General features: G+C 44.4%; 16 protein-coding genes. All 16 read left to right on the plus strand.

Annotated elements, in window-relative coordinates; all coding sequences use genetic code 11:
* The first annotated feature begins 2 nt into the window (after positions 1–2).
* The 16 genes from PSF27_RS06445 (at position 3) to PSF27_RS06520 (ending at position 12,700) form a co-directional block, all read left to right on the plus strand.
* The gene (locus PSF27_RS06445) at positions 3–308 is read left to right on the plus strand and encodes a phage holin family protein (RefSeq protein ID WP_036962068.1); all 306 of its coding nucleotides are present in this window, start codon (positions 3–5) and stop codon (positions 306–308) included.
* Entirely contained in the window at positions 301–744 is a 444-nt protein-coding gene (locus PSF27_RS06450; protein ID WP_272681121.1) for a structural protein, read from the plus strand. Before PSF27_RS06445 ends, PSF27_RS06450 begins: the two co-directional genes overlap by 8 nt.
* A 42-nt stretch (positions 745–786) precedes the next feature.
* Complete coding sequence (locus PSF27_RS06455) at positions 787–1,338, plus strand: DUF2570 domain-containing protein (RefSeq protein WP_272681122.1); 552 nt, start codon at positions 787–789, stop codon at positions 1,336–1,338.
* Entirely contained in the window at positions 1,322–1,750 is a 429-nt protein-coding gene (locus PSF27_RS06460) for a phage tail protein (protein ID WP_272681123.1), read from the plus strand. Before PSF27_RS06455 ends, PSF27_RS06460 begins: the two co-directional genes overlap by 17 nt.
* A complete protein-coding gene (locus PSF27_RS06465) occupies positions 1,732–2,364 on the plus strand; it encodes a phage virion morphogenesis protein (protein WP_272681124.1) in 633 nt (210 codons plus the stop codon). The genes PSF27_RS06460 and PSF27_RS06465 overlap by 19 nt, the downstream gene beginning before the upstream one ends.
* A 27-nt stretch (positions 2,365–2,391) precedes the next feature.
* A complete protein-coding gene (locus tag PSF27_RS21025; protein ID WP_272681125.1) occupies positions 2,392–2,832 on the plus strand; it encodes a hypothetical protein in 441 nt (146 codons plus the stop codon).
* A gap of 6 nt (positions 2,833–2,838) precedes the next feature.
* Positions 2,839–3,462 carry a phage baseplate assembly protein V gene (locus tag PSF27_RS06475; protein ID WP_272681126.1) on the plus strand — a complete coding sequence of 208 codons (624 nt, stop codon included), beginning with the start codon at positions 2,839–2,841 and terminating at the stop codon, positions 3,460–3,462.
* Positions 3,459–3,800, plus strand: coding sequence for a GPW/gp25 family protein (locus PSF27_RS06480; protein ID WP_272681127.1), 342 nt, complete (start codon positions 3,459–3,461; stop codon positions 3,798–3,800). The genes PSF27_RS06475 and PSF27_RS06480 overlap by 4 nt, the downstream gene beginning before the upstream one ends.
* A 4-nt stretch (positions 3,801–3,804) precedes the next feature.
* Positions 3,805–4,716: a baseplate assembly protein gene (locus tag PSF27_RS06485; RefSeq protein ID WP_272681128.1), complete on the plus strand. Its 912-nt coding sequence runs from the start codon at positions 3,805–3,807 to the stop codon at positions 4,714–4,716.
* Positions 4,709–5,404, plus strand: coding sequence for a phage tail protein I (locus PSF27_RS06490; RefSeq protein WP_272681129.1), 696 nt, complete (start codon positions 4,709–4,711; stop codon positions 5,402–5,404). The genes PSF27_RS06485 and PSF27_RS06490 overlap by 8 nt, the downstream gene beginning before the upstream one ends.
* Positions 5,397–7,739: a phage tail-collar fiber domain-containing protein gene (locus tag PSF27_RS21200; RefSeq protein WP_442958942.1), complete on the plus strand. Its 2,343-nt coding sequence runs from the start codon at positions 5,397–5,399 to the stop codon at positions 7,737–7,739. Before PSF27_RS06490 ends, PSF27_RS21200 begins: the two co-directional genes overlap by 8 nt.
* Positions 7,740–7,865: 126 nt before the next feature.
* Positions 7,866–9,038: a phage tail sheath protein gene (locus tag PSF27_RS06500; RefSeq protein ID WP_272681130.1), complete on the plus strand. Its 1,173-nt coding sequence runs from the start codon at positions 7,866–7,868 to the stop codon at positions 9,036–9,038.
* Between the two features lie 2 nt (positions 9,039–9,040).
* Positions 9,041–9,556 carry a phage major tail tube protein gene (locus PSF27_RS06505; protein WP_272681131.1) on the plus strand — a complete coding sequence of 172 codons (516 nt, stop codon included), beginning with the start codon at positions 9,041–9,043 and terminating at the stop codon, positions 9,554–9,556.
* 9 nt (positions 9,557–9,565) lie between these two features.
* A complete protein-coding gene (locus tag PSF27_RS06510; protein WP_272681132.1) occupies positions 9,566–9,874 on the plus strand; it encodes a phage tail assembly protein in 309 nt (102 codons plus the stop codon).
* Positions 9,875–9,888: 14 nt separating this feature from the next.
* A complete protein-coding gene (locus PSF27_RS06515) occupies positions 9,889–10,008 on the plus strand; it encodes a GpE family phage tail protein (RefSeq protein WP_217008467.1) in 120 nt (39 codons plus the stop codon).
* Positions 10,001–12,700, plus strand: a complete 2,700-nt coding sequence (locus PSF27_RS06520; RefSeq protein WP_272681133.1) for a phage tail tape measure protein — start codon at positions 10,001–10,003, stop codon at positions 12,698–12,700. Before PSF27_RS06515 ends, PSF27_RS06520 begins: the two co-directional genes overlap by 8 nt.
* Positions 12,701–12,702 lie beyond the last annotated feature (2 nt).

Here is a 12,702-nt window from a genome sequence, read left to right on the forward strand (position 1 = left end):
ACATGTTTGATAAAGATCCGAACAGTTTCGGTATCGCACAGTGGTTATTGATGCTCTTCATTTCAATGTGGGGAGGTGTTGTGAGATACATCATTGATGTTAAAACGAATAATGCCCCGTGGAGCTGGTTTGCAGCTTTTATGCAAATGGTCGTTTCTGGCTTTGTCGGGTTATTAGGCGGATTGCTTTGTATTGAGGGCAATCAAAGTATTTATATCACCCTGTTTACCACTGGCGTATTCGGTGCAATGGGGAGTATTGGGCTTTCTTATTTATGGTCACGTTTTACAGGGGGAAAACATGTCTAACCTACCGCGCGGTATACGCAACAATAACCCGGGCAATATTGATTATAACCCGAGAAATCCATGGCAAGGGGAGTTAGCGTTTGACCCCAGCATTGAGCCGCGGCACAGCCGTTTTATACAGCCTGAATACGGTATTCGCGCATTATTTAAGCTTTTGCGAACCTATTCAACCTACGCGGGAAAACAGGGGGTTGGTTGCGGCAAAATTGATACGGTGGAGGAAATCATCGAACGGTGGGCACCCGCAAAAGACCGTAATAATACAGAGGGATATATTAATCGTGTCTGTAAAGAGACGGGCTTTGGTCGCCGTGATTGCCTTGATGTCTATGACAAAGAAACCGCATTCAAAATTGCGAAAGCGATTGTGCATGTTGAAAATGGTCAGCAGCCATACAGTGATGCCATGTTCGAAAAAGCGTGGGGGCTTTTGTAATGCCAAAGTTAAACGATGCAATGCTAAAGGCCAGTGTTTAATATGAAAAAATGGGCGATAGGAACCGCAATTTTCCTTGTTGCCAGCCTGTTTATTGCAGGCTGGCAAGGTATCAAAGAAATAGAAAGGCTTAATGAAAGGGTCGGTACATTAACCGCAGACAACAAACAGCTGTTGTTAGACGTGGATAAAAAATCCGCGCTGATCACTGACCAATCTTTAAGTTTTCACCGTGCGAATCAAATCGCGGGTGATGCCTATCGCCGCGGCATTATTCAGCGTGCCGCCGCCGAGGATAGAAAAATTGAATATAGAACCATTCTTAAAAATGAGCCAACGTGTGATTTACCTGTGCCTAAGTATCTTGCTGATCGGGTGCTCAACAACGCCTACCGTATCCGTGCAAACGCAATGCGTACCCATCCCGAAAACCTTAACGCAACAAGTCCCACCGCCTCTACCAGACGGGTTCTAACCTATTGCGATTTAGCATTGATGGTTGACCCTTTACTCGCGGCTTTAGAAACCACCAATATTCAACTGGGTGCGATTGAGCGATTTGATGAGGAACGGAACGGTGAAAAAACTCACTAGCTTGAGGGCTTACTTAGATAGCAAAGTCCCTTTTCTCAAAGATAACCCCGAAAACCTGTATTTATTTGTTGAAAATGGGCGGATTATTTCCACGTTGGAAGAAACGCCCAGCTTTGAATATGAATACACCGCCAATATTATTATCGAACACTACAGCGGTGACCAAAATGTGTTAATTGCTGTAGTAAATGATTGGCTAAGAAAAAATCAATCCGATATTTCAGCAAACCCGACAAAGCGCCAACAAGACTTTAAATTTGAAGCGGTGATTTTAGATAACACTACAGCCCATATCAGTATTGAATTAAATCTTACTGAGCGTGTGCTTGCTATTGATAAAGACGGTAAATATGTGATTGAGGCAACGCCTGAGCCAGTGGATCCCTTTGATGAATGGCAAACAACACAATGAATGACGACACATTGCGACAGCTTGACAGTGAGTTAACACATTTATTAAATCAAATGTCACAAGGCCAGCGCAGGCAGCTTGCCAAAGAAATTACCCGCGATTTACGTCGTTCTCAAATTAGGCGTATTCAACAGCAGAAAAACCCCGATGGTAGCCCATACACCAAACGCAAGGCCAGCTTTGTCACTGTGCAGCGCGAAATTCAATTTATGTGGCACGGTCAAAAACGCACCTTACGAAACTGGCGCGGCAACAGCAAAACAATCACGGGGCAAGACGCGAATAAAAAAGCCCAGCGCTCATTTCGCAAGTCAGATATTCAGCGTTATATCAGCATCAAGAAAGATAAAATCAGCACCGCGCGTAAAACCAAGCAAACGCGCATGTTTAAAAAACTCGCCACTGCCCGTTTTTTACGAACATATAGCAGCGATAAAGAAGCAGCGATTTATTTTTTACCTTCAGCGGGAAATATTGCTGGCGTGCATCAATTTGGATTAACAGAGCGTATTGGAAATGCAAAAATTACATACCCATCACGCCAGTTGTTAGGGCTGACGCCGCAAGAAATCAGGCATATTGAAAGCCAGATCATTGATTTTCTCTCACGATAATTTGTATCAAAGACTGCACAAAAGGCAGTGGCTGCAATCAATGCGCTATCAATGGCACGCTTAAGAAAATTATTTTTTGAGGTTGCTATGCGCAAATACATTCCGCTTTTACCTGTGCTGCTTTTTATCTTTATTTCAATTCTGGCCATTAGCAACACTGGCTATAAAGTCGTTGTAGGTGCAGAGGTTGTTAGAATTCTTATAAATATCTACGTAATAACATTATTTTTCTCTTTTAGCCCTAATTTAGAAAGTGGTCATCATTTTTGTACATTAAAAGGAATAACGAAAAGTTTAATTCCTTTTAATCTAAATATTTACTGGTTGGTCATTGTATTAAACGTTATCGCTGCATTCCTATTAATTGTGACTAAACAATGGATTTCTATTCCATTGCTCGTAATCTGGTTTGCTTATCAGTACTGGTTTAGAAAAACAATTTTATCAGCTATTAGCAGTGAGGCTTGATATTTAATGTCTGCCGAGATTCGCCGCCTAATTAAAAACCTGATCCGTATTGGCATAGTGACCGCCGTCGATGCCAAAAAAGGCTGTCGCGTACAAATTGGAAACCTAGAAACCGACTGGCTAAATTGGCTCACTTTACGCGCTGGCAGCACGCGAACAATGAATGCCCCTAGCGTGGGAGAGCAAGTGATTATTTTAGCGATTGGCGGTGAGCTTACCACGGCATTTGTCCTGACGGGCATTTTCTCCAATGAGCATGCCGAACCGACCGATTCACTGACAGCAGACCATTGCACGTATTCAGACGGAGCAATCATTGAGTATGAGCCCGCCACTGGCGCACTGAAAGCAACAGGGATTAAAACGGCAACGATTGAGGCCAGTGAGCAAATCAATGCCGCCACAAAAGTGGTTGTCGTCAATGCCAGCAAGCAAATTAAGCTCACCACACCAACGGTGATTTGTTCAGAAAATCTGACCTGCGCCACACTCAATGTCACCGAGGGCGGCGAAATGACAGGAGATGTTATTCATAAAAACGGAACATTTTCATCAAATGGGGTTGTTCTGGATGATCACGATCATGGTGGTGTTGAGCGTGGCAGAAGCCGCACGGATGGTCCTCAATGAGATATTGCGGCATGAACCGAATGGATGGAAAAAGCCTTTCTGATATTGAGCACATACGCCAATCCGTGCGCGATATCTTGATCACACCTATTGGCTCACGCATCGCACGGCGAAATTATGGCTCGCTATTATCAGAGCTTATCGACCAGCCGCAAAATCCCGCACTGAAATTACAGCTAATGTCAGCCTGTTATACCGCGCTTATAAAATGGGAGCCTCGCATTTTGCTAACGCGCATTAATTTAAGCAGCACCGAAGCCGCGCAAATGGTGATTGATATTGAAGCCACAAACCAAGACACCAACCAGTCATTTAATTTTTCGGTTAATGTGAGGTAGTAGCATGGCAGCGAGTATTGATTTAAGTTTATTGCCCGCACCCGATGTGGTCGAACTATTAGATTTTGATGTGCTATTTGCCGAGCGCAAAACCGCATTAATCGCTGCAATGCCAGAAGAACAGCGGGAAGCTATCGCCCGTACATTAGAATTAGAATCTGAGCCGCTCACCAAATTATTGCAAGAAAACTGTTATAGAGAACTGATTTTACGTCAACGTGTCAATGAAGCGGCTCGCGCAAGTATGACGGCCTTTGCTACGGGTGCAGACCTTGACCAGCTCGCCGCCAATAATAACGTGAAACGCTTGGTGTTATCAGTGGGCGATGAAAACGCTATTCCACCGATTGCGCCAGTGTATGAGTCTGATGCCAATTTACGCTTGCGTATCCCCGCGGCTTTTGAGGCGTTAAGCGTAGCAGGCCCGATTGGCAGTTATGAATATCATGCCCGTTCTGCTGATGGTCGAGTTTCAGACGCTTCTGTCATTAGCCCATTACCTGCTTACGTCACGGTCACCGTTTTATCTCGTGAAGGGAACGGCAGTGCGCCAGCGGATTTAATCGAAAAAGTGAATGTTGCATTAAACGATGAAGATGTTAGACCCGTGGCTGATCGTGTGACCGTACAATCAGCAACTATCGTTAACTATGAAATCGACGCGGTGATCTACTGCTACCCATCCCCAGAGTACGAACCTATTATGGCGGCGGCAGAGGAGCAAGTGAAACGCTATGCGACACAGCAACACCGCTTAGGCCGTGACATTGTGCTCAGTGCGATATATGCCGCATTGCATGTTCAAGGCGTACAACGTGTCGAACTGAAAAAGCCAACCGCAGATATTAAGTTGGATAAAACACAGGCGAGCTTCTGCACACAAATAAATGTGGCATTAGGGGGCTCAGATGAATAATCGTTTATTGCCCGTCGGTTCATCACCATTAGAGCTCGCTGCAGCTGAATCACTGGCTCAGATTGAGCGAGTCCCTATACCCATTCGTAAACTCTGGAACCCTGATTTATGCCCTGTGCATTTACTGCCATATTTGGCGTGGGCGTTCAGTGTTGACCGATGGGATAAAGACTGGGCGGAAAGCGCGAAACGAAACGCTATCAAGGCCGCGATGTTTATTCATAAGCATAAGGGCACGATTGGTGCCTTACGCCGTGCTGTTGCACCTATTGGTACGCTAATTAATGTCGATGAATGGTTTGAAGATGACTCAGAAGTGGGGACATTCAAACTTGATATTGCATTAAAAGAAACGGGTATCAATGAAGAAACACACATTGAATTGACGAATATCATCAATGATACAAAACCCGTAAGTCGAAAATTATCAAATATTACGATGCACTTAGAAACCGAGGGTGTCATCAATGTAGGCGCTTTAGTTGTGGATGGTAGTTCTACAACTATTTACCCTTATTCGCCCGAGTGTATTTATTTAAACGCCGCTATGAATGTGGCTGTTTCCTTATTTGGTGGCGATATTTTATCTATTTATCCACCGCAACCTCCTGAAATTATTGCCTCAACGCATTCATATAGTGCTGTTGCTTTATATCATGCTGACGTTATGGAGATCTCTAATGTCTAAACCGTATTATTCTATTTTAACTAATATAGGCGAGAACTTAGTCGCTAAAGCAACCGCATTAGGCACTAAGTTAGATTTAACAACAATGGCCGTAGGTGATGGGAATGGAAAATTGCCCGCACCAGACCCTGCGCAAACAAAACTAATCAATGAAAAGCGCCGCGCTGCGGTTAATTCTCTGGAAATTGATAAAAATAACCCGAATATCATTATTGCTGAACATATCATTCCTGAAACAGAGGGTGGTTGGTATGTTAGAGAGATCGGTTTGTTTGATTCCGAGGGAAATTTAATTGCTGTCGGAAATTGCCCAGAAACTTATAAACCTAAAATGGTTGAAGGCTCTGGGCGTACTCAAATTATTCGAATGATGATTGTTGTTAAATCAACAGAGTGTATTGAGCTAAAAACCGATCCATCGGTTGTCTTAGCAACACGAGATTATTTAGATACTCAAATTGGTAAAAATAATGAAGAAATACAAGAGGAATTAAAAAGTAAGGCTGATAACGAAGAAGTTAAACCATTAGCCGATTTCTCCGTGAATGCATTAAAAAATCGCAATCCAATCGCACAGCGGCATGATTTTGCTTTTGTCGCGTCTCGATATATTCGAGAAAAAACAGAGTTAGCGATTAATCCAAGTACGCTCTTACAGTCAGTAGACTTAACGGTTCCAGCATCCCCTGAGTATGATTTGATTTTTAAAGTACAAGTTTCAGGACTAGAAAGCCAATATGATTTTAGCCAAGGCAGAGAGAGCGAAAAAGAAGCGTTTGCAGTTGCTGGTGTTTGCGATGGCTTATTACGTGAAAACTGGAACATGCGTTCACATATAACGTCATATGATGGAAATATGCTAACAATTACGCTTCCAAAAGCCGCATTATTGACGGGATTTGGTTCAGCAGGGGTTCGGCTAGGCATTGATGCAATTGAATCTTTTGAAATTAAAAAATTTGCAGCGTTTCAAAATGGTAAAAGGATCGCTTTTATTCCATTTAATAAACTCCCCCCTAAGAAGTTATGGAGTGGAGCTAGTGTGCTAAGGGCAAAAAGTACAGGGCTAGGCTTTGATTTTGGCGTAAACATGCAGCTTGGAAAAGAATCCTTGTTTAATGGGAATAACTTTATGACGGCTTGGCCTGATGGGAGTCGTGATAATATTTCAGCTCAAGAGTGGGGGCTAGAATTGAACCTCCGTTGGAATGAGGTTTTTCCTCAATTTGATGCGCAGTATTTTGAGGGAGATAAGCCGCACTCGACATATCGCCGAGTCGTCGCTCTCAGTTTAAAAAAAGACTATTACTTATTAGGCCACAATGCCGTTATTTTAGGCGGTGTTGAGTTGATCCCCTCTGCTTGGGTGAGTGAGGGTGACTATAATGGCTTAAAAATGTATTCCGCAATTTATGATTATGATGCAAATCATGAGGCTGCAATTCGAAATGGGACAAAACAGCCCTTTTTAGCGGCTTTAGTGCCGGAAAGTAAAACTAATTCGGTTGTTTCTTATGCCTTAAAAAATGTTGTGTCAGTTGAGGCCGTGAAACGTACTGAAAATGCTTATTATTATGAGCATAGTACTAAAAAAATGTACTTTAACTGGGGCAAAAGTAATGGGAGTGCATACCTTTATGTGTGTGAAGTTGATAATGTCATTAACGCAACATCAACTGTTTATGCAGCAGGTTGTAAGTTTTACGCGTCTAAATCAGATACAGTGAAGGTGCAACCTGATAAATTTAGTGAGTCTAAGTTTGCAGGCTTTTATCAATGTAGTGCAGGTATTTCGGCGGGAGGTTCGGGGGCTTTTGCAATTAATAATATTCATTCTGAATGTATTATGAGCACCGCAAGATCACATAAAAATGACGGGTTTAATTATCATTATTCAGGAACTAGCTTAATCAAAGACTGTGTGATGAGTCATAACGGTGATGATGGGATTAGCCACCACGAGGGGTGTATTGGTTATGTTGTAAATAGTGAAATGAATTATAACTATGCAGCTACATCGGTTCCAGCTTATGGTGCAAAAGTTTGGCATTATAACTGTAATGCTAAACCAGCGGATACATTGTCAGGTAAACCATACGCTGGTAAATATGCTTGTATTAGCGGTCAAGATCAATCAAGTGAGGCTTGGTATGATAATTGTTATTTAGATGGTCGAGAGATCACTAACTCGGTTTACTGTTGTATCAGTCAACAAGAGGGAACGACAGCAAGAATTCATGTTAACAGTGCTAAAATTGAAAGTGAAAATACAAAGCTATTTGAAGTCATTGGCGATGGGGCAAGTGTCACGTTAAGCAAAACCCGTAATTTTTAGATTAGATTTTTGATAAGAGCCCCAATCAACGGGGCTTTGTTCCATCTCTCACACAATCCCCATTTCGTGCATTTGCCTTAACCCCAACCCAAAATTAAGCCATTGCAAAATAGAGGACGCTAAGTAATGGCTCAAGATTATCACCACGGCGTGCGAGTGATTGAACTCAATGAAGGCACGCGACCTATTCGCACCATCAGCACCGCAATCGTGGGAATGGTGTGTACTGCCGATGATGCAGACGAAAAAGCCTTTCCACTCAATACCCCCGTTTTAATTACTGATGTTAAAAATGCCGCGGGCAAAGCAGGTGAAACAGGCACGCTAGCGCGTTCATTGGATGCCATTGGTAACCAATCAAAACCTGTCACCGTCGTTATTCGTGTTGAGCAAGGCGAAAGCGAAGCAGAAACCACGTCTAATATCATTGGTGGCACCACGCCTGATGGACGCAAAACAGGCTTGCAGGCATTGACTGTTGCGCAAAGCCGCTTAGGTGTTAAACCTCGCATTTTAGCCGTGCCCGCTCACGATACACAGGCCGTTTCCTCAACGCTTGCGGGTATCGCACAAAAAATGCGAGCCATGGCCTATGTCAGCGCTTATGGTAGCAAAACCATTTCGGATGCGATTGATTACCGCAAAAACTTCAGTCAACGTGAATTAATGTTAATTTGGCCTGAGCTCCAAAGTTGGGACACGGTCACTAACGCAGAAAGTAATATCTACGCCACCGCGTGTGCCTTGGGCTTACGTGCCAAAATTGATAATGATATTGGCTGGCATAAAACCATATCAAACGTTGGCGTTAATGGCGTCACGGGCATTTCTGCCGATGTGTCATGGGATTTACAAGACCCTGCCACCGATGCTGGTCTACTCAACGAAAACGACATTACCACGCTAATTCGCAATAACGGCTTTAAGTTTTGGGGCTCCCGTACTTGCTCAGATGATCCGTTGTTTGCCTTTGAGTCCTACACCCGCACCGCGCAGGTGTTATCTGACACTATCGCCGAGGGGTTAGACTGGTCAATTGACGGTACGCTCAATCCCTCACTGGCTCGCGATATTATTGAAAGTATCAATGCAAAACTGCGCAGCATGACAACGCAAGGCTATTTGTTAGGCGGTGAATGTTGGTTCGACCCAGACGTGAACACCAAAGAAGAGCTGAAGAGCGGCAAGTTATACATTGATTATGACTATACGGCAGTGCCACCACTGGAAAACCTGCTATTACGCCAGCGTATTACAGACCGCTATTTATTAGATTTTGGCTCAAAAATTAAGGGGTAACCATGGCCTTACCACGCAAGCTTAAAAACATGAATTTATTCAACGACGGGCAAAGTTACTTAGGCCGCGTCGAAGAAATGACCCTCCCAAAAATCACCCGTAAATTTGAAGAGTATCGCGGCGGCGGCATGAATGGTGCCGTTAAAGTGGATATGGGGTTAGAGGCGGATGCGCTTTCATCGGAAATTACTTTTGGTGGGCTAGAAGCGCAGCTCTATAAGCAATGGGGCATTACGCAAATCGATGGTGTGATGTTGCGTTTTAATGGCGCATATCAACGTGAAGATACCGCAGAAGTGACTGCCGTTGAGGTGGTGCTGCGTGGTCGATTCAGTGAAATTGATTCAGGCAATGGCAAAGCGGGCGAAAATACCCAAGTAAAAACCCCCTTTAATGCCACCTATTACAAACTTATTTGGGATGGCGAAACGCTCATTGAGATTGATTTGATCAATATGGTTGAAAACGTTGACGGTGTTGACCGTCTAGCAGAACAACGTGCCGCATTAGGGTTATAGGAAAAGTAAATGACTGAACAAGTAGAGAAAAATCAAATCACTATCACACTAGATGAACCTATCACGCGAGGAACAACCGCGGTAACAGAGGTTGTGGTACGCAAGCCCAATTCTGGTGCGTTACGCGGCGTTCGCTTAGCGGCGCTGATGGAAATGGATGTGGACTCTGCAATCTTAGTGCTACCACGCGTCACCGCGCCAGCGCTGACCAAAGCCGAACTGCTTATGATGGCTCCCGCTGACATGGTCAATTTAACCAAAGAGTTAGTGCTTTTTTTGTTGCCGAAGTCGGTGACTATGGATTTCCAGAACGACTAACCGTGAATGATTTAGTGGCAGATATTGCCACTATTTTTCACTGGTCACCGACTGTCACAGATGAATTTTCCCTAACCGAATTATTAGAATGGCGTTATCACGCCCTTAAACGTAGCGGTGCAGAAGATGAGTAAAGATTTGCGTTTACAGGTGATTTTAAGCGCCGTTGATAAATTCACAAAACCATTTAAGAGCGCCCAAGCCTCGAATAAAAAACTGGCGGAAACCCTCCGCCAATCTCGCCAGCAACTTAAAGAGCTGAATAACCAAGCCAAGCAAATTGACGGGTTTAAGAAAACCAAACAATCCCTTGATGCTGCTAATAACGCCTACCAACAAGCAACAGCAAAAGTCAGTCGGCTTGCGCGTGAATTATCCACCATTCAAAACCCAACAAAAGCCCAATCACGGGAGTTTGACCGCGCAAAAGCTGCCGCTGCTAAACTGAAAGCCGAAACGGGCGTATTGAGTACCTCATTGCAACGCCAACGGGAAGCGTTAAAAGGTAGCGGGATTTCTACACGGCAATTAAGCCAAGCCCAAGTAAAATTAAATAGCGACATTGCCAGCACCAGTCGGCGATTGCAGCAGCAAGAGCAGCAACTAAAACGGGTTGCAAGCCAAGAAAAACGCATGTCTGCAGCAAAAAACAGCTATCAAAATACCATGGGCATGCGCAATAAAATAGCGGGTGGCGGCGCAGGAATGCTCGCATCAGGCGTGGGCTTAGGCTATGCCGCTAAAAAAGTATTAGTACCAGGCTATGACTTTGAAATCGGCATGTCAAAAGTGCAGGCCTTAACTCGCCTTAATAGAGATTCAGCTGACTATAAAATGCTGAGAGAGCAAGCCCGCGAATTAGGGGCAACCACGGCGTTTACGTCTAATGAAGTTGCTCAAGGCCAAGCATTCTATGCCATGGCTGGCTTTAAACCTGAGCAAATTAAAAATGCCATGTCGGGGACATTATCCATGTCACTGGCGGGTGATATCGACTTAGCCACCACGGCAGATATCGGCTCAAATATTTTGACGGGCTTTAAGTTGAACTCTAACGAAATGAACCGTGTGAGTGACGCCCTTGTTGCCACCTTTACCCGCTCAAACGTCAACCTCACGATGCTCGGTGATACCATGAAGTACGTGGCGCCCGTGGCGTCAGGTCTGGGCGTTGATATAGAAACAGCAGCCGCAGCCGCGGGAAAGCTGGGTGATGCAGGTATTCAGGCTAGCATGGCGGGTACAGGATTAAAATCCATATTAGGTCGTTTGGCTGAGCCACCAAAAATGGCAGGTGAAGCCCTTGATAAACTGAAAATTAAAACCCGTGATTCAAAGGGTAACTTGCGCCAATTTACCGATATACTTGTTGAACTAGATAAAAAAACAAAAAAAATGGGTAATGCAGAACGTGCAGGATTATTCAAGCACATTGCGGGAGAAGAGGCATTTGCAGCCCTAACGGTACTTGTTGACCAAGCGGGAAGCGGGCAATTACAAACTTTAATCGCAGAAGTTAAAGCCGCTAAAGGGGAAGCGGCAAAAGTCGCCAAAACCATGACAGATAACCTTGACGGCGATTTAAAAAACCTAACCTCTGCCTATGAAGATGTGGGGATACAGGTTTTCGGTGGTGCAGATAGCCCGTTGCGGGATATCACCAAACGCGTGACAGATTTGATTTCAAAATTCGGTCAATGGGCGAAGAAAAACCCTGAGCTGGTTAAACAAATTACCTTAATCACTTTAGGTTTGGGTGCCGTGTTAGCCGTTGGCGGAAGTATCTCACTCATGATTGCGGCATTAATAGGGCCACTTGCCATGGCGAAATTAAGCCTGTCTGTTTTGGGTATCAAGGGCAGCGGATTTCTTGCCTTGCTGATTAAGCCGATTAAGCTCGTTGGGGCGGCATTTATGATGCTGGGTAAGGCCTTATTAGCTAACCCGATTATCTTAATTATCACGGCTATCGCTGGTGCGGCCTACCTCATTTATAAATATTGGGATGATATTGTTCCTTACGCGAAAGGGCTGTGGAATTTAGTCACGACTATTTTTAAGGATGCATTTGAGGCGATAAAATCACTCATTTTAAATTGGACGCCAGCAGGGTGGATTTATAAGCATTGGGATAGCATTGTGTCCATTACAGTCCGTATGTGCGCGCTGGTTAAGAAAACCATTTCGGATAAATGGGATCAGATTGTTGCTGACGTACAAGGCCTGCCCGAACGCTTCAAGCAAATCGGCGGCGAAATTATCGATAGTTTGAAAAATGGCATACTTGAAAAATGGGATGCACTGAAAGCCCAATTTGCCGAACTTAAGCAAATGGCCACGAATATTTTGCCCGATTGGATGCTTTCAGATGAAACCAAGGCGGTTCGTGCCATGTCACAAGTCACCGTCATTCAAGCAGGCATGAAGAATGCGGGCATGTTCGACAGTGGCGGGTTTATTCCCCGTGGTCAATTTGGCATTGCGGGGGAATATGGCCCTGAAATTGTCAATGGGCCTGCGCATATTACCAGTCGAAAAAGCACTGCCGCCCTTGCAGCCGCCGCGCTGACTTTCGGCTCAATGACTGCCATTGCTAAACCTATCCACCCTTACGCATTGCCTGCCAGCGAATATCAGTCCGCTTCAGTCACCGTAAATCAAAATAGTCACAGGGCAAATGCGGCACCAGTGACTATCAATGTTTACCCATTACCTAACCAGTCAGCAAACGATATTGCGCGTGAAGTTGCCAAACAATTGGCACAAAACCAACGGCGAGAGCAAGCAAGGCAATTAAGCCGCTACCAAGACAGTGAGGACGATTAATT

Source organism: Providencia sp. PROV129, assembly GCF_028482245.1.
Taxonomy (GTDB): Bacteria; Pseudomonadota; Gammaproteobacteria; order Enterobacterales; family Enterobacteriaceae; genus Providencia; species Providencia vermicola.